Origin of the sequence: Streptomyces sp. GbtcB7, from assembly GCF_019091445.1 — a bacterium.
Taxonomy (GTDB): Bacteria; Actinomycetota; Actinomycetes; order Streptomycetales; family Streptomycetaceae; genus Streptomyces; species Streptomyces mirabilis.
Map to the genome: position 1 here is coordinate 273,760 of NZ_JAGXJM010000011.1, position 18,176 is coordinate 291,935.

The 18,176-nt window shown below is 68.4% G+C and carries 15 protein-coding genes and 3 pseudogenes; 6 read left to right on the top strand and 12 right to left on the bottom strand.

Translation table 11 applies throughout. The features are described 5' to 3' along the window. Nucleotides 1–341: 341 nt before the first annotated feature. The 3 genes from KVT44_RS20325 to KVT44_RS20335 are packed head-to-tail and all read right to left on the bottom strand — an operon-like array spanning nucleotide 342 to nucleotide 2,374. The gene (locus KVT44_RS20325) at nucleotides 342–527 is read right to left on the bottom strand and encodes a hypothetical protein (protein WP_217568028.1); all 186 of its coding nucleotides are present in this window, start codon (nucleotides 525–527) and stop codon (nucleotides 342–344) included. A gap of 22 nt (nucleotides 528–549) precedes the next feature. Then, nucleotides 550–1,554, bottom strand: coding sequence for an NADP-dependent oxidoreductase (locus tag KVT44_RS20330; RefSeq protein ID WP_168504875.1), 1,005 nt, complete (start codon nucleotides 1,552–1,554; stop codon nucleotides 550–552). Nucleotide 1,555: 1 nt separating this feature from the next. Beyond that, the gene (locus tag KVT44_RS20335; RefSeq protein ID WP_217568029.1) at nucleotides 1,556–2,374 is read right to left on the bottom strand and encodes an oxidoreductase; all 819 of its coding nucleotides are present in this window, start codon (nucleotides 2,372–2,374) and stop codon (nucleotides 1,556–1,558) included. Between the two features lie 136 nt (nucleotides 2,375–2,510). Between KVT44_RS20335 and KVT44_RS20340 the strand changes: the two genes are divergently transcribed. Continuing rightward, nucleotides 2,511–3,098 (top strand): TetR/AcrR family transcriptional regulator, encoded by a 588-nt coding sequence (locus tag KVT44_RS20340; protein ID WP_217568030.1) that lies wholly within the window; start codon nucleotides 2,511–2,513, stop codon nucleotides 3,096–3,098. A gap of 307 nt (nucleotides 3,099–3,405) precedes the next feature. Here the strand turns inward: KVT44_RS20340 and KVT44_RS20345 are convergent. Then, a pseudogene (locus KVT44_RS20345) lies at nucleotides 3,406–3,578 on the bottom strand (ATP-binding protein); the annotation flags it as partial. 145 nt (nucleotides 3,579–3,723) lie between these two features. Here KVT44_RS20345 and KVT44_RS20350 point away from each other — a divergent pair. Next, a complete protein-coding gene (locus KVT44_RS20350; protein WP_217568058.1) occupies nucleotides 3,724–4,173 on the top strand; it encodes a hypothetical protein in 450 nt (149 codons plus the stop codon). A 116-nt stretch (nucleotides 4,174–4,289) separates the two neighbouring features. On the opposite strand, the gene KVT44_RS20355 is transcribed toward KVT44_RS20350, so the two are convergent. The 5 genes and pseudogenes from KVT44_RS20355 to KVT44_RS20375 form a co-directional block, all read right to left on the bottom strand. Beyond that, on the bottom strand, nucleotides 4,290–4,556 hold the full coding sequence (locus KVT44_RS20355; protein ID WP_217568031.1) for a hypothetical protein: 267 nt from the start codon (nucleotides 4,554–4,556) through the stop codon (nucleotides 4,290–4,292). Between the two features lie 178 nt (nucleotides 4,557–4,734). Continuing rightward, nucleotides 4,735–5,829, bottom strand: coding sequence for an IS110 family transposase (locus KVT44_RS20360; RefSeq protein ID WP_254649608.1), 1,095 nt, complete (start codon nucleotides 5,827–5,829; stop codon nucleotides 4,735–4,737). A gap of 738 nt (nucleotides 5,830–6,567) precedes the next feature. Then, a complete protein-coding gene (locus tag KVT44_RS20365) occupies nucleotides 6,568–7,545 on the bottom strand; it encodes a hypothetical protein (RefSeq protein ID WP_217568032.1) in 978 nt (325 codons plus the stop codon). Nucleotides 7,546–7,712: 167 nt separating this feature from the next. Continuing rightward, entirely contained in the window at nucleotides 7,713–7,967 is a 255-nt protein-coding gene (locus tag KVT44_RS20370; protein ID WP_217568033.1) for a Smr/MutS family protein, read from the bottom strand. 452 nt (nucleotides 7,968–8,419) lie between these two features. Further along, nucleotides 8,420–8,605 (bottom strand): annotated as a pseudogene (locus KVT44_RS20375) (transposase); the annotation flags it as partial. A 211-nt stretch (nucleotides 8,606–8,816) separates the two neighbouring features. On the opposite strand from KVT44_RS20375, the gene KVT44_RS20380 reads away from it, so the two are divergent. The 3 genes from KVT44_RS20380 to KVT44_RS20385 all read left to right on the top strand — a co-directional run bounded on the left by KVT44_RS20380 (nucleotide 8,817) and on the right by KVT44_RS20385 (nucleotide 14,777). Further along, complete coding sequence (locus KVT44_RS20380) at nucleotides 8,817–12,518, top strand: hypothetical protein (RefSeq protein WP_217568034.1); 3,702 nt, start codon at nucleotides 8,817–8,819, stop codon at nucleotides 12,516–12,518. A gap of 136 nt (nucleotides 12,519–12,654) precedes the next feature. Beyond that, nucleotides 12,655–13,890, top strand: a complete 1,236-nt coding sequence (locus KVT44_RS58145) for a CHAT domain-containing protein (protein WP_254649609.1) — start codon at nucleotides 12,655–12,657, stop codon at nucleotides 13,888–13,890. Nucleotides 13,891–14,012: 122 nt separating this feature from the next. Beyond that, nucleotides 14,013–14,777 carry a hypothetical protein gene (locus tag KVT44_RS20385; RefSeq protein ID WP_254649610.1) on the top strand — a complete coding sequence of 255 codons (765 nt, stop codon included), beginning with the start codon at nucleotides 14,013–14,015 and terminating at the stop codon, nucleotides 14,775–14,777. Between the two features lie 253 nt (nucleotides 14,778–15,030). On the opposite strand, the gene KVT44_RS20390 is transcribed toward KVT44_RS20385, so the two are convergent. Beyond that, nucleotides 15,031–15,681 (bottom strand): SMI1/KNR4 family protein, encoded by a 651-nt coding sequence (locus tag KVT44_RS20390; RefSeq protein ID WP_217568036.1) that lies wholly within the window; start codon nucleotides 15,679–15,681, stop codon nucleotides 15,031–15,033. Nucleotides 15,682–16,107: 426 nt separating this feature from the next. Between KVT44_RS20390 and KVT44_RS58150 the strand changes: the two are divergent. Beyond that, a pseudogene (locus KVT44_RS58150) lies at nucleotides 16,108–16,587 on the top strand (IS5 family transposase); the annotation flags it as partial. 244 nt (nucleotides 16,588–16,831) lie between these two features. On the opposite strand, the gene KVT44_RS20400 reads toward KVT44_RS58150, so the two are convergent. Further along, nucleotides 16,832–17,386, bottom strand: coding sequence for a transposase (locus KVT44_RS20400; RefSeq protein WP_217568038.1), 555 nt, complete (start codon nucleotides 17,384–17,386; stop codon nucleotides 16,832–16,834). Further along, on the bottom strand, nucleotides 17,383–17,901 hold the full coding sequence (locus KVT44_RS20405; RefSeq protein ID WP_254649612.1) for a helix-turn-helix domain-containing protein: 519 nt from the start codon (nucleotides 17,899–17,901) through the stop codon (nucleotides 17,383–17,385). Before KVT44_RS20405 ends, KVT44_RS20400 begins: the two co-directional genes overlap by 4 nt. Nucleotides 17,902–18,176 lie beyond the last annotated feature (275 nt).

Consider the following 18,176-nt stretch of genomic DNA (forward strand, 5'->3'; position numbering starts at 1 on the left):
CGGCAGTGCAAACGGTAGACGATGGTGTTGTGGTGCACGTGCCGCTCCTCGACAGCGCGTTCCGCGATGTTGCATACGGGCTAGGTCAGTTCGAAGGCCCGACGGGGCTTCGTCGTCTCACACAGCCCCTATGAGCGGGGGCGTGACGATCTATGACGGGGGCTGTGAGGATGTGGGCCGGATCAGGTGAAAGACCTCTCGGGCGACATAGCGACGGCGGTGAGCCGTCGCACATGCGACCCGCGATCGGCGGATGAAGGCGATGGCGTCGCGCGCCATCGCGGTCACCGAGCCCGGTGTCTTGCCTTGTGAGACGCCGACTCCCCGATTGTCGAAGGTGATCACGTGGTGTCGTGCGGCGATGCCGTCGACGACCCGGGGTCCCAGTTGTCCAGGACCGCGGCCAGGTGGTTGAGGAAGATCACCGGGGTGCCGGTGTCCGGCCCCAGTTCCCGGTAGGCGAACTTCGCCCCGCCGATGTCGACGGTCTTGGTCGGCGCGTCCTGGTAAGTGGTGAGCACAGTCATGGTTCATCTCCTGCCTGATGGTCTATTTCACCTTGATGACGACTTTGCCTTTGGTGCGTCCCTTTTCGACGTACGCCATGGCCTCGTTGGTCGATTCGAACGGGAAGACGCGGTCCATGACCGGTCGGATGATCCCGGAGTCGATAAGCGAAGTGATCTCGCGGAGCTGGTCTCCGCTTGCCCGCATGAAGAGGAACGAATAGCTGATTCCGCGCCGCTTGGCGGCTTTCCTGATCCGATGGCTCAGGACACGCATCACCGGCCGCAGGATCCATGGCTTCCCGATCTCCCGGGCGAAGCTGGGATCCGGTGGGCCGGAGATCGAGATGAGCTTTCCGCCCGGTTTCAGCACTCGCAGGGATTTCATCAGCGTCGCGTCATCGAGGCTGTTCACCACCACGTCGTAGTCGTGGAGGACCGTTTCGAAGTCGTCCTGCCGGTAGTCGATCACGACATCCGCGCCGAGGCTGGTGACCAGGTCGATGTTGCCCGCGCTGGTCGTCGTGGCCACGGTCGCGCCGAGATGCTTCGCCAGTTGGATCGCGAATGTTCCGACGCCGCCGGAGCCGGCGTGGATGAAGACCTTCTGCCCCTTCTTCAGGCCGGCGATTTCGATCAACGCCTGCCAGGCGGTCAAGCCGACCAGCGGGACGGAGGCCGCTTCCGTCATTGTGAGGTGCTTCGGCTTCGCGGCCAGGTCGTGTTCGTGGATGGCGATGAATTCCGCGAATGTGCCGATGCGGCCCTTGTCCGGTCGCGCGTAGACCTCGTCGCCGGGCTTGAACTTCCGTACCCGGGCGCCGACCCGGACCACGACACCGGCCACGTCGTTGCCCAAGATCAACGGCAGGCGATAGGGCAAAATCAGCTTGAACTCTCCATCCCGGATCTTGGCATCCAGCACGTTGACGCCTGCGGCGTGAACCTCGACCAGCACGTCGTGCTCGCCCATCGCAGGCCGCGGCACGTCTGCGGCCTGCAGCTCGTTGCCGGTTTTTCCGTAGCGATTGACGGTGAACGCCCGCATGTCAGCCCACCATCCGGTTGAGTTTGCGAACGCTCTTGTCGAAGGCCCGTGCGGGGACGATGCGGCGCAGCACGCTGAGGCGGCCGGCCGTCGAACCCGCGGTGTAGCGCAGTTTCGGTTTCGGGTCGGTGGCTGCCGCGGCGATCACCTTGGCGACGACGGCGGGATCGTCGCCGCCGCGCATTGTCTCCCTCATGACGTCTTCGAAGACGCGCCGTCGGCGCGCGTAGACCGCCAGCGGGGTGTCGGCCTGCACCTGGTTGGCGTCGAACGGGGTGTTGACCGGGCCGGGCTGGACTCGCAGGACCCGCACGCCGTGTTCCCGGACTTCGTGGTCCAGGGACTCGGAATACCCCTCGACCGCGTGCTTGGTCGCCACATAGTTGGCCATGAAGGGGTTGGGCACGAAGCCGGCGACGGACGAGACGTTGATGATGCGCCCGCTGCCGCGGGTGCGCATGTGCGGCAGGACGGCCTTCGTCATGCGGATGAGGCCGAAGACGTTGACGTCGAACAGGCTCTGTGTCTGGGCGACCGAGAACTCCTCGGCGGCACCGTTGGCACCGATCCCGGCGTTGTTGACCAGCACGTCGAGCCGCCCGAAGCGTTTGAGCACCTGCTCGACGACGCTCGCGACCGACTCGTCACTGGTCACGTCGAGGTCAAGGAATGTCACGCCGTTGCCGGGGGCGATGCGCGAGGTGTCGCGGCTCGTTCCGATCACAGTGAAACCGGCGTCCGCGAGGGTGAGCGTGGTGGCCTTACCGATGCCGGATGACGCGCCCGTCACCAGCGCCACCTGCGGAGATGTTGTCTTCATGGCTCTCATCCCTTTAGATTACGATCGTACTACCATAGGCACGGCCAGAGCTTGCGCACAAGCGTTCGGGCAGATTGGAATTACGACCGTACTAACATGAGTGACGGGCTGACGCGGCCCGCGAGCGGAGGAGCACGTGGTGCGGTACGGGAAAGAGCACAAGCTGGCAACGAGGCAACGGATCATCGAGACGGCCGGCCGCCGGTTTAAGCGTGACGGCATCGACGGCTCCGGTGTCGCCACGCTCATGAAGGACGCGGGCCTGACCAACGGCGCCTTCTACGCCCACTTCGAGTCCAAAGAGGACCTGGTCGCCACCGCGGTCTCCGAGCAACTGCGCGGCCAGCGAGAGTGGCTCACCTCTTTTGAATCCGGTCGCGCCGGGATCGAACTAATGGTGCGCACCTACCTCTCGCCCGAACACCGCGACAACCCCGAGGACGGCTGCCCGTCCGCCGCCCTTCTCGACGAGATATGCCGGTGCGCGGATCGGACCAAGCAGGCGTATACCAACAGCGTCCTCGCGATCATCGACGACATCGCCGCCCGCCTGGCACCGCACGATCCGCAGTCGGTACGCGCCAAGGTGCTCAGCGTCTACGCACTGATGATCGGGACGCTGCAACTTTCCCGCAGCCTCGCCGACCGACGGCTCGCGGACGAGGTGCTGGAGCAGGGCATCCGCAACGCCCTGACGGTGCTGGACGCTGCACTGGAGCGCTGAGCCGCCGCGTCACCCAAGGCGTTGCCTTCGTCCCGCCGTGATCCCGCTCGCCGCCGCACCTGGTTCGCCGGCGCGCCTGGTTCGCTGGCGCTCATGACCGCTCCGGACGCGCTGCCCAGATACCAGGCATTCGCGCCGGCGGGGACCACGTTCCGCAACGTGGTGGTGGCCCGGGCGTGCCGCGGGCGCGAACAGCCTCAGCGGCTACAAGCGGCCGACTTCCCTGGTCGTGCTCGACGCCATCCCGAAGAACGTGGTCGGCAAGATTGATCGGCAGGCCAATTGGCTGGAGGGTCAATGGGGCTGGGATCTCCGGGCCGTGCCGACCGATGCGATCGGGATCGGCGGGCGGGCAGCGGGCACGATGGGGTCGCTGCCCTACAAGACGACGTCCACGGCGCAGGCGGTGATGCGCAGTTCCATCAGGACGGGGCCGAGGGCGTATTTGAGGGCGTTGGTGACCAGCTCGCTGACCACCAAGGGACCGGGTCGAGCACGTCCCCACGCAGAAGGAACTCGCGGATGCGCAGAAGCACACCTGGGTCAGGATCCCTCGCCACGACTACTCCCCCGCTGACCGCCTGAGGATCTGTCTGAGTGGCGGGCTGCCGCACCGGTGCGGCGAGTGGGCCGACACGGCCGCACGCCCTTTGCGGACCAGCTCGCCGAGATCGTGCAGGAGGTCGATCTCCGCGGAGAGGCAGCCGAACGCAAGCGTCTGGCTGACCTGGAGGAAGCACAGCGGAAGCGCCTGCGATGGGAAGCCGCGAAGTGTCGGGCTACGACCGAATACGCAGAGGCATACCGCGTGCGCCACCTCGAAGCACAGCACGCGGCATGGCAGCGTGCAGCGGGCCTCGTCGAGTACGTCGGCGCACCCCGACTTCATGCAGAGGGTCTGCCGCCCGGGCCGGCCAGGGAGGAAACCCAGGCATGGATCGCGTGGGCCGAGAGCCACGTGCAACGCCTGAATCCGCTCAACGGTTCACCGTCGCTACCGGAAATCCCCGAGGCTCGCACCGAGGACCTCAAGCCGTTCATGCACGGCTGGAGCCCCTACGGACCCACCTATTGAGCGCCCACTCCGCCGGACTCCCGGTGCAGGCAACGGGTGATTCACCCGCCGCCGAGACTAGATACAGAAGCCGCGAGAGACGGCCCCGTGGACCGTGTGTCTCTTGCCTTCGCGTCTCACGCAGCGGTGTCGCAGAAGGGGAACTCATCGTCCGCGTCCGTGGATCTCACCGGCTTCCTGAGCCAGTGTCCCGCCAGCAACCTGACGACAGCGTCAGCCTGCTGAGAGGACAGACCCTTTTTGCCGACGGACTCCTGCCAGAACTTCCTGTCGCCGTTCATATAGGTGTAGCCGCCATACCAGCGGACTTGGCCGGTCCCACCCCCGATACCGAAGATACCCAGGCAGTTCCCCTTCCCGGCTACCGCTACATCAACGGTCATCTCCTTGCCCTCGGCGGTCGCGGTGCCTTTGACCCCTGAAGGACGTCAGCTTCGCCATCGCCAGCCGGGACTTTTCGGCGATCTCTGCCGGACCCAAGCCCTCAAACGGCGTCGTGGGCGAAGCCGATGCTGAGGCGGAGGCACACGCCATTCCCGGCACGCTGCGAGACGGACGCCCCTATAACGGGGGGTCGGTAGACGCCGTCCTGACCAGGTTGAAGACCTCGCGGGCGGCATATCGCTTGAGGCATCGGATGACCTCACGCCGAGTCTTGCCCTCCTGGGTGCGGCGTTCGTAGTACGCCTGGGTGCGCGGGTCGTGGCGCAGCCGGGTGAACACGATCCGGTGCAGGGCGGCGTTGGCCTGGCGGTCGCCGCCACGGTTGAGCCGGCGCGAGGTCCGACGGCCCGAGGAGTACTCGATGGGACTGACTCCGCACAAAGCGGCGAAGGACGCCTCGGTGTTCAGCCACTCGGGGTTGTCTCCCATGGTGATCAGGAGCGTGACGGCACTGTCCGGTCCGATGCCCACCGGGACGAGCAACTGCGGGGCGTGGCGTTCAACGAGCCGGGTCAGGCGCCGGTTCAGCTCGTCGATCTGTCCGGTGAGCTGCTCGATGCGCTGGGCCAGCAGGCTCAGGGTGATGTGAGTTGCCTCGGCCACGGCGTCCTCGTCGTCCCCGTCGGGCAGGCTGAAGCGCGCGCACGTGCGGAACAGTTCGCGGTTGCCCAGGGCGGACAACCGCTCCCGCAGGGCCGGGTCGGCTATGACCAGGACAGCTTTGAGCTGGTTGATCGCCTGGGTGCGAGCCTTGACCGCGGAGTCCTTGGCAAGTTTGAACATCCGGGCACTGTGCACCGGACCGTCGCCGGATTTTGCCTGGGCCCGGGCGCGGCCACTGAGCACGGCCCGCGCAGCAGCCTGCGCATCGAGCGGGTCCGACTTCCCCAGCAGACGGCGAGCTGTGCGGTCGGGCCGGTTCACTTCGTACACCTGGACGTGCTGAGCCAGCAGGTAGCGGGACAGGCCCGCTCCGAAGGTGCCGGTGCCCTCCACACCGGCCCGGCGCACCGTTCCCAGCTTGCGGGCCCAGACGAGCAGCCGACGGTAGCCGGCAGCCGTGGCCGGAAAGGACTCGGTGCCCAGGACCTTCCCCAGCGGGCAGACCACGGCGGCGGCATGAGTCTCTCCGTGCGTGTCCACGCCCAGGACGACCTCGCCCGGAATGGGAGGATCCGTGCTGGAGGAGGTGCTGCGTTGTCTGGTCGTCATGGTGGTTCGCCTCCCGCGTGGTGACGTGCTGGGTGGATGGCACCGGCCTGCTCGGGCGGTCTGAACCGTGATGGCGCCTGATCGTCGGCAAGGCCCCTATTGGGACACGCCCTGTGGCTCAGTGACAGCAGGCACCATCCCGCAACGACAGTCGACACGCCTGTGACTGGACACTTCAGTCATAGATGTCATGAGTCAGACCGTCGTCCGGGACGGCACTGCGCAACCGTCCCATTGGCCCCGGCACACCGGCACGAACCGATCACAGCCGCATGGCTTCGAACGAACCGGCGCTCAACCTGGCTTTGACGGGCTGACACTGTGTTGACTACTCGCCCATTCGTGACCGGCATTGACGAACGGCCTGTGGCCCTGCCCGGGAGAGGGCAAGGAGCTATCGGCTCCGTCGGTTTCATCGGTGGCGGGCGCTTCGGACATGCGCGGCGTGGTGTTCCCCGAGCCGGGCCAGTCGGCCTTAGATCATTCACGAAACTGCGTTAGAGCTAACGAGGCGGACAGTCTTCCGCCGGCACCGCGGGGCAGGTCGACGACCGTCGTCTCCGGCAAGGTCCTGATCACGGCTCGCAGCCTCGCGCCGGCGGTCGCGGCGTGAGTACCCTCGCGGCCCAGGCCATCAGCACCACGCGACTGAGCCTGCTTCCGCTGCACGTCGCGCATGCCGAGAAGATCACCGCGGCGTTGTCCGGTCCAGCCCACGGGGAGCCCATGAGGTGGTGGTCAGTCAATCTCCGCCCTTGCGACCAGCGCATCGAGCGCCGTACGCAGCGCGGCCAGTTCGTCCGGGGTGGGATCGGCCGGTTCGTGCGCCACCAGCGCAGCGGGGTTCACCACGGGGGTGGTGCCCTCAGGACCGGGTGCAGCCGTGGCGCGGGCAAGGGACGCACTCATTTCGGGCGGCGGGGTGCCGAGGCCGTCGCCGAGCCGCCGCAGCGCGGCCGCGAGCAGGGGCTGGGGGAAGGGGAAGTCCGCGGGAAGCAGCCCGGCCTGCCGGGTGTGGTCGTCGCCGCGGAAGTCTAGGACCCAGTTCTCCCAGCCCGGCAACGGCCAGTTGTGAATGCCGGCCACGGTCTGCACTGCCCACAGCGAGACGGTGCGGGCCTGCGGGTCGAAATGGACGCCGCCGTGCGGCATGTCAGTGAGCGCAGGAGTGGCCGGCGACGCGACGATCAGGTCGATCAGGCCGGGGCCGGCGGCGAGGTGCTCGATGGGCTCCCAGTCGCTGCCCCACGCGCGAACGCTTCCGTCGGGCAGGCGCAGGGAGGCGACGGAGCAGGGCTCGGTGTACTCAGTGTCCGCGAACCCGGAAGGCTCGAAGGTCTCGAACCAGCCCGGCGCACGGGTCAGGTCCCTGCCGAGGCCCAGGTGGTGAGTCAGATCGCCGATGCCGTCGTGCGCGAAGCGGACGTCCCAGCCGGGCCAGGTCCGGGCCAGTACGGCGCGGGCGGCGATGTGGTCGTCCCAGCCGTCCGTGACGGCGAACCAGAGCAGAATCCGGCGGTCGTGGTCGACGAGTGCGGCGCCCTCGCACCACACGTCGTCGAGCCATTCGTCGATCTCCCGGTTGGCGCGGAAGCAGCGTGTCGCCGCGGCCGGACCGGGCAGCAGATCGTCGACCACCCGGTTGGCTGCCCAGTGCGAGTAGTACCGCTGCCAGGCGCCGTTCCCGACCACCACGTACTGCGCTCGCGCTCCCATGATCAGCGAGGCTAGCGCCGCTGGGCTACGGGCGACGAACGCTTTTCTGGCGAACGCCACTCTGCTGCGGCGGTTGCCCGGCCTGCGGCTGGCCGTCCGGACCGGGGCGCCGGATGGACGGCCCCCGAACGGGCGGCTCGGCGCCCCGAGTCGAGGTGGGAGAGGACTCAGTGGCGTGGCGCGAAGTGGACCAGGATCCGGCCCGTGTTCGCCGTGTCGATCTCCACGCGGTCGTACAGCTTCCTGATGTGCTTCTGGCCGAGGAACGCGAGGACGCGCCCCTTGAGCTGTCCAGTGCCCTTTCCGTGAATGATCTGCACTACGGGCTCCCCCGTGCGTTTCGCCTGGAAGACGATCTGCCGCAGCGAGAGTTCGATGTCACGGTTGTTCCGGAAGATCGGGTGCAAATCCAATGTCAGCAAGGTGCTACCTCCCGCTGCCGCCACCTGTGACGACCCGGTCCGAGTGTGTCATGCGACACCCTGCCAGGACCCCGACCTGGACAGGTCCGAACGGACCGCACTGAGTTCGGACCAGTCAACTCCACCAGGCGGCCCATCCAGTTCTGTCCATGACTGCCGGGCCAACCACAGACACCCCGGCAACGTGGCCACGCGGGACGCCACCACCAGAAGATCCTCCTCGCCAGCTCCAGGGGCGAAGGAGACGTAGACGCCCCCCCCGTCCTCCTCTCCGACATCGAGGACTTCTCCGTCGCCTTGGCCTTTCGCCATCGGACAGGAAGTCCTCGACGTCTTCGCCCCAGGGAAAACGGGGATACCGTCCGGCAGGTTGGGCATCGCCACCAACAACACGGACAGGTCCTATGACGGGGCTGTGAGGATCTGGGCCGCAGCATCGATACTTCCCCAATGAGGCATCGGACGATCTCGCGCCGGGTCTTACCCTCCTTGATGCGGCGCTCATAGTAGTCACGTGTGCGTGGGTCGAAGCGCAGCCGGGTCTGCACGATCCGGTGCAGGGCGGCGTTGGCCTGCCGGTCGCCACCTCGGTTGAGCCGACGGTACTGCCGACTGCCCGAGGAACGCTCGACGGGGCTCGCCCTCGCGAGCCAGGGCATCGAGGCCTGGGCCGAAGACGCCGTCGTCCTGGGCTCGTTGGTGCATTGCGGACAACAGCCTTCGGTTGTCGGCGAATTGAGAGCCCCGTTGACGACAGTGCCGGGCGGCATAGGGGCGTAGTCGGGTCGGTTGTGCTTCTATGGAAGCAGCGTTGGCCGTGGGAGAGGCGCGAAGGGCGGGATTCGCTGAATGCTGGACGACGCCTCCCTCTCCGCGGCGACAGCAGCCGGTGCCGGCGTCGCCAAGGCGGCCACCACCGAGCGGTGGCCGTTCGTGCGCAGCTGGGCAGCGCGCTTCCTCTCCAGGGGCGACTTCCAGGCCGAGCAGGAGCATCTGAAGCGCCTGGACCTGAGCGCAGCCGCCTTACGGCAGTCGTACGGCCCCGAACTGCGCATCAGGGTGGAGACTGCCCTGCAGACGCGGTTCGAACTGCTGCTGGAGGAGTCCGCGGGCGTCGAACGGGCCGAACTCGCGGCGCAGTTGCTCCACTTGGCGCAACTGTGCCGGAGCACGTACGCCACCGTGGCTGTGCCCGCGACGACCGGCGCAGTCTCGTCCGACGGTGGCACGGGCGAGCCCGCCGCGCTGGTGGGGCGGATCCCGGCCGAGGCGGCGCAGTTCCGCCACCGTGCCGAGGCCGCCCTGCTCGACGGCCCGTCGGCGATCCAGGTGCTCGCTGGTCCCTCGGGAACGGGCAAGACACAGCTCGCCGCGCACATCGCCCGGCGCGCCCTGCGGGACGGCTCGGCCGACCTGGTGGTGTGGGTGACCGCTGGGAGCGGAGACGCACTCGTCTGCGGCTACGCCGACGCCGCCGCGGCCACCACCGACCACGACCCTGGCCAGCCGGAACGCTCCGCGGAGGCGTTCCGCTCATGGCTGAGCTGGACCGACCGGCGCTGGCTGGTGGTGCTCGACGGGGTGCCGGACACCGCCCACCTGCACGGTCTGTGGCCGCCGACACGGCCGAACGGCCGGGTCCTGGTCACCGCCCGGCGCGCCACCTCCCTGCCGGACGGCAGCGGATACGTCGAGATCGGTCCGTACCTCCCCGACGAGGCGGTCGACCAGCTGACACGTGAACTCCTCAGCCACGGCCACCGGGACGATCCCGTCGAGGTCGCGGCACTGGCCGCCGATCTACGGCAGAACCCGCTGGCGCTGTCGACGGCGGCCGCCTGCATGGGACATTCCGGACTGGCCTGCGTCGCCTACCGCGGCCGTCTCGCCCGGCTGGCCGGTCCCGACGGGGTCGGGCCCACCCGCAACGCGGTCATCGCCGGTTGGTGGGTGGCGGTCGAGACGGCCGACCGGCAGTGCGCCGGCCTGGCCCGCCCCCTGCTCGAACTGGCCGCCGTACTCGATCCGCACGGCGTCCCGGTCACGGTGCTCACCAGTCGTCCCGCGCTACGCCATCTCGCGCGCCGACGCGGGCGGCAGGCTGCGGAGGCGCCCCTTCTCGTCGAGGCCCGGGACGTTCTGGACACCCTCGACGTCCTGCACCGCCTGCGCCTGGTGGAGCACGACAGCGGCACCGCGTACCCAACCGTACGGCTGAGCACCTTGGTGCAGATGGCCGTGCGGCGGGCGGTGCCCGTCGAGGCGTGGGACGGCCTGGCCCTGAGCGCCGCCGATGCCTTACTGGCGGTGTGGCGTCCTGCGTCCGGCCAGCCGCAGTCCGTCCTGTGCCGGGCGCTGCGGTCGGGCACGGACATCCTGACCAGGCACGCCGGGGAGGCCCTGTGGCGGCCCCACTGCCATCCAGTGCTCTTCCACGTGGGCCGCAACCTCATCAATGCCGGGCTCATCCGGGCAGCCCGTATCCGCTGGGACTGGCTGCAAACCCGGCTGCACCAGCGTTTCGGCCCAGACCACCCGGACACCCTGGCTGCGCGCGGGTACCAGGCACGGGTGCGCGGCGCCTCGCAGGACGCGGACGGCGCCGTCGCCGCCTACCGTGACCTCCTCCATGACCTGGAGCGGGTCCTCGGCCACGACAACCCTGATGTGTTCATCGTCCGGGACAACCTCGCGCGCTGGCAGGGAGTTGCGGGCGATCCGGCCAGAGCGGCGGTGGCGTACACCGACCTGCTGGCCGATCGGCTGCCCGTGCTCGGTCCCACCCACCCCGACACGCTCCTGACCCGCCACAACATCGCGCTCTGGCGGGGCAGGGCCGGCGATGCCGCGGGCGCTGCGACGGCGTACGCCGAACTCCTGGACGACATGGTGCGGGCGTTCGAGGCGAACCACCCGGCCGTTCTGGAGACCCGCGACCAACTGACCGAGTGGCGGAACAAGGCGGCCGACGTGGCCGCGGCGGCCCGCGGTCCCGTGGCCATGTGTCCGCGGGCCGATCAGCTCGAACCGGACCTCTGGTCCCGTCCGGCGACCGACGGCGGGGCCCGGCCGTCGGAGGGGTCCGCGCTCTCCGCCCAGCAGCTGCTGCTGGAACCGCCGTGGTCCTCCCGGCTGCGCCGCCGACTGACCCGACGCGGTAGACCGGCCGGCGGCGGACCCCGGTCCCTTGCGGAGCTCGGCTCCCCGATCGCCGGGTGTCACCGCGTCTCGGTGATCAGCCTGAAGGGCGGAACGGGCAAGACCACCACGGCGGCTGCGCTCGGCGCGACCCTGGCCGGCCTGCGCGACGACCCGGTGATCGCCGTCGACGCCTCCCCCGAAGGCGGCACGCTCGGCCATCGGGTGCGCCGGGAGACCGACTCCACGATTCTGGATCTGCTCGCCGCCCTCCCGGAGCTGGACGGCCACGACGACATCCGCAGGTTCACCGAGACCGGCCCCAACGGCCTGGAAATCCTCGCCCACGACGTCTCGCCCGCGCTGTCCACCCCGTTCGGCGCCCAGCAGTACCACCGGGTCGTCGACGCCCTGAGCCGCGCCTACCCGATCATCGTCACCGACTCCGGCACGGGCCTGATGCAGGAAGCCATGCGCGGGGTGCTGGCGCTCACCGACCAGTTGGTGGTGGTCGCCACCGCGAGCGTCGACGGCGCGGCGGTCGCCGACGTGACTCTGGACTGGCTGTCCCACCACGGCCACGCCGAGTTGGCCCAGCGCGCCCTCGTGGTCCTCTCCGCCGTGCACCCCGGCGCCACGCTGGTCAGGACCGACCGCATCATCGAGCACTTCGCGGCACGCTGCCGAGGCGTCGTCACGGTCCCCTTCGACGAGCACCTCGCCACCGGCACCGAACTCGACCTGGCCCAGTTCCGGGCCGAAACCCGGCGGGCGTACGCCGAGCTGGCCGCCCTGGTCGCGGAGGGCTTCCCTCGTGCGTCTGGGGACGCGGGTAGGCTGGGCGAGCAGACGGGTGCGACGAGACCGGGGGCAGCGCAACCCAAGGAGCCGACGGAACCGCCCATCGTAGTCGTAGAACCCGATCCGTCCGCGGAGCCCGACACCCCCGAACCACCCGCAGAACCCGCCGCGGCGGCACCGCCCCGCAGCCTCGAGCCTCCCGGCGGTGCCGCCACTCCTCCCCCGCCCGCGTCGCCAGGCAGATCTGCGCGCACGCCCCGGCCTCCACGGCGGGCCCGGCTGACCGTGGCCGACGACGTCGTGCGCATCGGGACGCCGACCACGATCGAGTTCACGCTGACCGTCACCGACCCGCGGGACACAGACATGGACAGGACGTCGCCGGTATCTGTCCTCGTGGTCGCCACGTCCCGGTCCTCCGCGACGCTGGAACCCTCCGCGGTCTCCTATACGACGGACGACGCACGGCCCGCGCAGTTCACCTTCACCGCCTGGGAGGCGGGCGAGCACCGACTGCGCTTCAGGGTGTACGACCCCGAGTACGGCAAGGTGCTGCAGGTCGTCGAGACGACGCTCCCGGTCGCGGTCCCGGAACCGCTCGGGAGGCCGTGAACCCGTGAACCACGTGCTGAGCACCGAGGTCGTCCACAACCCTTCGGGTGACCTCACCCGATGGCCCGAGGACCATGGGCAGCAACCGATCGATCTGTCCGTCATCCTGTCTGTCAAGTCAGAAGACCGTGTCGAGATGATCGCTGTTCCACACGGCAAGCGCGCCCCGCGCACGGGTCACCATCGGGCCGATCTCCAGGTCTCCGCCACCGTCATCCGTGATCAGGCCGACCGGCTGCGCGGTCAGTGGCACGATTTCGTCCGCCACCAGCCCCGGGACCCCGAAGGGATGCCGTACGGGCCGCCGTTTCCCTTCGCCGCCACGCATGACCTCAGGCCGTCCCGGAGCACGGTCGTCCCGATGATCGAGGAACTGGCCAAGAGCGGGGACCGCACACTGAAGCGGATCCTCGCGGGGACGGACAGCGATCTGGTGTGGTTCCGTGAATTCCTGCTCGGCGAGCTGCGCCGGGAGGGCCTACGCATCAGCTTCGACTCCCCCGACCTGTCCCTGCCGTGGCCGATGCTCGCTGTGCGGACCGAGGACTCAGCCACGCCCTCGTTCCTCGGCTACCGGCACGAGATCGATCAGACCGGGGCGTCGTACGCACCCGTCTACTCCCCCGCCGTCCGGTCCCTCCCGGTCACCAGCCTCAACACCGACACGGCGCTCGACGGCATCGGCCGCTCGGAAGAGATAGCCGAACTACTGTGCAAGCGCTCCCAGTTGACCGTTCGCACCCACTCGGACGAGCTGCTCAAGTCGCTAGCGGACGCGGAGTTCGACGAGGACCTGATGTACTTCTGGTGCCACGGCGCCTTCAACGAGTACGGCGCCCACCGCACAATGGGGGTCCGACTCTCGGACGACAAGGTCATCGACGCGGATCGGGTCCACGAGCACCGCGAGGAACTCAGTACCGAGCAGGAGTCGGTATTCCGCCCGTTCGTCCTGCTCAACGCCTGCCACGCGGGGGTGCCAGCGGCGACGGCCGAGCTGGAGTACCTCGGCAAGGGCTTCATCAAGCACGGTGCAACCGGGGTGCTGGGCCCGCAGATCGAGATCCCCCAGATCTTCGCCTCGGAGTACGCGCACGCCTTCCTCGACCGGTATCTGACGGGGTCGCAGACCGCAGGAGAGATCTGCCGCGCCCTGGTCCGCCACTTCCTCGACGACCTGCACAACCCGCTCGCCCTGGCCTATCTTCTGTACTGCGGCATCGACAGCCTCCTGGAGATCCGACCGTGCACCTCATCACCATTGACCTCGACGAACGGGGACGGCTCCGCTCTGCCGACGGCCGTCATACCGTCCCAGGCCACCGAATCGCCGACCATCTTGCCGAGCACGTCCGCACCCCTGACCGAGTAACGGACCTCTACGTCTATGTACACGGCTGGCAGACCGCGCCATCCACCGCGCAACGTCGCGCGACCGCCCTGCTCACGCGGGCCCGGGAACTGCACGCCGCTCATCCGGACCACTATCCGCAGTTGGCCCGAGGGTACCGGCCGGCGGTCGTCACCGTGCGCTGGCCGTCGTCCAGCTTGCCCTCGCTCGGCGGCTACCGTCGTATCCGCGACCGCGCCCATGCAATGAGCGCACCCGCTCAGGGCCACGCGCCGCACGTTCTCGCCCACCTTCTGGGCTACCTCGACGCGCAGCGCCCCGACCCGACGGCTCCCCCGGTACTCGCCAACCGCAACGGCCAATACCTCCATCTCGTGGGCCACTCGTTCGGCGGCCGTTTCCTGTGCGAGGCGGTGCAGTGGGCGGCGAGGCCGGACGCGCCGCGCGTCCTGGGGTGGAGTGCGCGCGCGACGCCCGGACGCCCCTTCAGCGTGGACAGCATGGTCATCTTCCAGATGGCCGCACCCCGCGACGCGTTCGACCGTCTTTTCCCGTCCCTGTTCCCGTCGGGCGCGAAGTCCGGCGCTCCGTTGCGCGGACCGCTGGTGCTGACTCACTCCCGCTGGGACCGGGCCACCGGTTTCTGGCATCTGCGCGCGGAGGGCTCCGCCGGCATCGGTCACTCGGGGGCCGGCGCGGCACCGGTCCCCCAGTTCCATACACGGCTGTTGCCGGTGCACGAGCCGTACCGGCTCTCGATACTGGATCACCGACTCGTCAACGTGGATGCCAGCGTGCGCTTCCGCGGCAGCGCCCGTACCCGCCTGGCCCCCGCCGGAGCCCACTCCGACTTCGACCACCCCGAGTCGGCCCATCTGCTGCTGAGCCTGGCGGCACTGTCTCGCTGACTGCGCGACGGATATGACGCAGGGGGTAGACACGGCTCGCTCAGTGATCAACAGACTCGAGCCCCGCGTGATCGCCAGCACCCTGTCTGCGCTGCTGCCCAGGCTGACTAAGTGGTTGTTGCTCTTCCGGTCTTGTGGCCGCCCGGGTCGAACGGAGCGGTGGGTTGGGGACGAATGCCGGAGTGGGCGGGTGGCGCGGAGGGTGCCGCCGGTGCCGGCATGGGCTGGGCATCGGGGGCCGCCGACCTGAGAGCTACTGCGGGTCAGAACCGTCGTCCCAGGATCCCAGGGCTTCCCTCTCGCTTCGCTCGAGCCATTCGAGATACCAGGTGTGGAAGTTGTGGCGGTTTCCGTGCACATCGACGAACGGTATGTAGGGCGGATTGGTCCCAACGTTCCGGTCGCGGAGTTCTCCGCGGTGCGGGCCGACGATGATGAGCCAACTGGTCATCCCGCATCCGTTGTCGCTGATGAGGATCGCGCCCCGATCACGCTGCTCGTGCCAGACCCGGTCTGAGGCGTCGCCGAAAACCTTGCGGTAGTCGTCGAGGTAGTCGTCGTCCTCGTCGCGGGTGGTGGGCTCGCACCCGGCAGCGCGAAGGGTTGCCAGCTGTTGGTCGGCCCATTCTTCCGTCTCCACGAAGGGCTCGCTCGGGTCCAGCGGAATGGGATCGCCGTCTTCCCAGACCCAGGCCCATTTCCCGTCGACCCAGCGCAACGATGTCAGCTCGAATTCGGGTCCGGGTCCGCCCGCGCCGACCTCCGCCAAGAAGGTGCAGTACTCCTTGGGGAGTTCGATTCCGTATTGGGCCTCGACCTCAGCGATCTCTGTGGCAGTCAGGACCGGCTCGAAGACGGGGTGCTGAGGAGGCCCCCAGCCGCGTGTCCGATACCGGTCCTCCACCAGCGCGATTACACGTTCCCGGACCTCGGCCCAGCCTGTCTGTGTGTCCACGGCTCCTCCTGTCAACGGCGAGCACGGACGTTAGTCCATGCCACCGACAACGGAGGTTCGCCCTTGGTGTCGCCGGAGTGGGTAACGGCGAAGGGGCAGCCGCGATGCGGCTCCCGTCCTATTCGCTCTTGAGTGGTGTTCGTCGAACGGGAGTCTCGATCGGGTGATTACGACGACTGCCGGACATGGGGACAGGACCTCTTGGTAGCTCGGTGGGTGTCTACGCCAACTCGAGCACCAGGAGGCCCGTTGTCGCAGTTGTACGTCACTGCGGGGGTGAAGTGCACTTCGGCCACTCTCACGTGTGACTGTCTTGCGCACCGGTTCGGGAACGCCGCCGACCACGGGGTGCATGAGCGCCGGTATCCCACGGACATGTCGGACCAGGAGTGGGCCGTGGTCCTGCCACTGCTGCCGGTGCCGGGCTGGATGCGGGGCCGGGGCGGGCAGCCGGAGGCGTACCGACACCGTGCGATGCTGGACGCGGTCCGCTACCTGGTCGACAACGGAATCAAATGGCGGGCGATGCCAGCCGACTTCCCGCCGTGGGACCGCGTCTATGCGTTCTTCCGTCGCTGGCGCGACCACGAGTTGGTCAGGGAGTTCCATGACCGGCTGCGCGGACGGGTCCGTGAGGAGGCAGGGCGGGATGCGGAGCCGACGGCCGGTGTGATCGACTCGCAGTCTGTCAAGGCCCACGCTGTGGTCGGCGCCGACAGCCGGGGGTTCGACGGCGGCAAGCTGGTCAACGGCCGCAAGCGGCACGTCGTGGTCGACACTCTCGGTCTGTTGCTCGGCGTGATGGTCACGAGTGCGGATGTCGGCGATCGCGCCGCCGCCCGCGTCCTGCTGGGGCGGGTGGCAGCGGCGCATCACCCTGGTCACCGCCGCCCACGCATTCCTCACCGAACAGCGCCTGGCCCCAAAAGCCGATACAGCGGACTCACCCTCTACCAGACCCTCGACGCCATCCAAGACCTGCTGAACTGCTGGACCGGCACCTGCACCACCTGCCACCGCCCCCTGCCCAGAACAGCCACCACCAGCCCAAACCCAAGAGCCAGAGCAACCTAACGGAGTCCTACTAGTGCTGGGTTCCTCAAACGGTGTACACATACCGGCGCCGTAGTGGGCGAGTCGGTGGGGCGGATCTGCCCCAGATCCAGGGCCTGGCACGGGAGTTGAGCTGGTCGGTCGCCAGGGTGGTGGCGTATTCGATGTCGTCGGGGTTGGCGAATGACCGGCCGGCGAGAGCGGCCTTGCGGAAGATGCGCCACCAGCCTTCCTGCAGGTTGAGCCAGCACGCGCCCACAGGGATGAAGGCATGGTGGATACGGGGGTGGCCCTCGAGCCAGGTCCGGGTGGACACGCTGTTGTGACTGGACAGGTTGTCGGTGACGATCCAGATCTCCCCCTCCGGGTTGGCGTCCTCGATCAGTTGCAGGAACTGCTGATAGAAGACGCTGTTGCGGGAGGATGCGGTCATCGTGACCGCCGGGCCGTCGGCTGGTCGCAGACCGCCGTAGACCCAGGTCTTCTCCGGCCCGCGGCTGTAGTCGAGTTCTGCTTTGATCCGGTGTCCGTCCGGTGACCAGGCGGGTGCGGGCGGGAAGGTCCGGGGGATCACCGGTCCCAGCTCGTCGGCGCAGATCACCGTGGCACCGACGGGCGGGTGGGTGTAGAGGCCGATGATCCTCGTCCTTTTGGGACGAAGTCCGGGTCCTTCGAACGCGTCCAGGACCGGGTACGGCGCCAGCGCACGCCTTCGGCGAGCAGGATGCGCCTGACCTGCGAGCGGCCCACCTCGATCCCTTCGGCCCGCGCTGCCGCGGCCAGGGAATCCAGGGTCCACTCGGATGGCCCGGACTCGTCGAAGGCCCACAGTTCCCCGACGGGCTCCCACCTCAGCCGCCCCGGTGGCACGGTCTTGACCAGGGAGATGATCCGGGATCGTTCCTCCTCGGTGATCCGTCGCTTGCGGCCCTGCCCGCCCAGATCCTCCAGCCCTTGCAGGCCTGAGCGGTTGAAGCGGTGCAGCCAGCAGCGGACCGTTTTCTGGCTGCAGCCCAGTTCCACGGCGATGGCCGGCACCCGTAGTCCCGACCAGCTCAACTGGATCATCCGGGCCCGCATCACCACGTCCCGTGGAGCCTTCCGTGCCCGAGACAACCGGTGAACGATCCCGCGTTCGTCCTCATCACGCACGGGCCGAGCTCGTAAAACCATCGCCCAGCACCCGCCCCCGAGCACCCAAAACACCCCGCCACCAGGACATATACCCAGCGAAAGAGGAACCCAGCACTAGCGGTGGTTTGTTGACGGCGGGTTCGTGTGGGAGTAGGCCGTGAAGTAAAGGCGTCAACTACAGCCTGGGGAGCCCGAGATGACGAAACGACTGCCGTGTCCGCCCGCACCGGGCCCGCTGGAAGCCTATGCCGCCCGCT

Excerpts from the sequence above, each read along its gene's own strand:
- KVT44_RS20380 (WP_217568034.1), top strand. The coding sequence starts at position 8,817 with ATGCTGGACGACGCCTCCCTCTCCGCGGCGACAGCAGCCGGTGCCGGC.
- KVT44_RS20355 (WP_217568031.1), bottom strand. The coding sequence starts at position 4,556 with ATGACCGTTGATGTAGCGGTAGCCGGGAAGGGGAACTGCCTGGGTATC.
- KVT44_RS20335 (WP_217568029.1), bottom strand. The coding sequence starts at position 2,374 with ATGAAGACAACATCTCCGCAGGTGGCGCTGGTGACGGGCGCGTCATCC.
- KVT44_RS20360 (WP_254649608.1), bottom strand. The coding sequence starts at position 5,829 with ATGACGACCAGACAACGCAGCACCTCCTCCAGCACGGATCCTCCCATT.
- KVT44_RS58145 (WP_254649609.1), top strand. The coding sequence starts at position 12,655 with ATGATCGCTGTTCCACACGGCAAGCGCGCCCCGCGCACGGGTCACCAT.
- KVT44_RS20365 (WP_217568032.1), bottom strand. The coding sequence starts at position 7,545 with ATGGGAGCGCGAGCGCAGTACGTGGTGGTCGGGAACGGCGCCTGGCAG.
- KVT44_RS20325 (WP_217568028.1), bottom strand. The coding sequence starts at position 527 with ATGACTGTGCTCACCACTTACCAGGACGCGCCGACCAAGACCGTCGAC.
- KVT44_RS20330 (WP_168504875.1), bottom strand. The coding sequence starts at position 1,554 with ATGCGGGCGTTCACCGTCAATCGCTACGGAAAAACCGGCAACGAGCTG.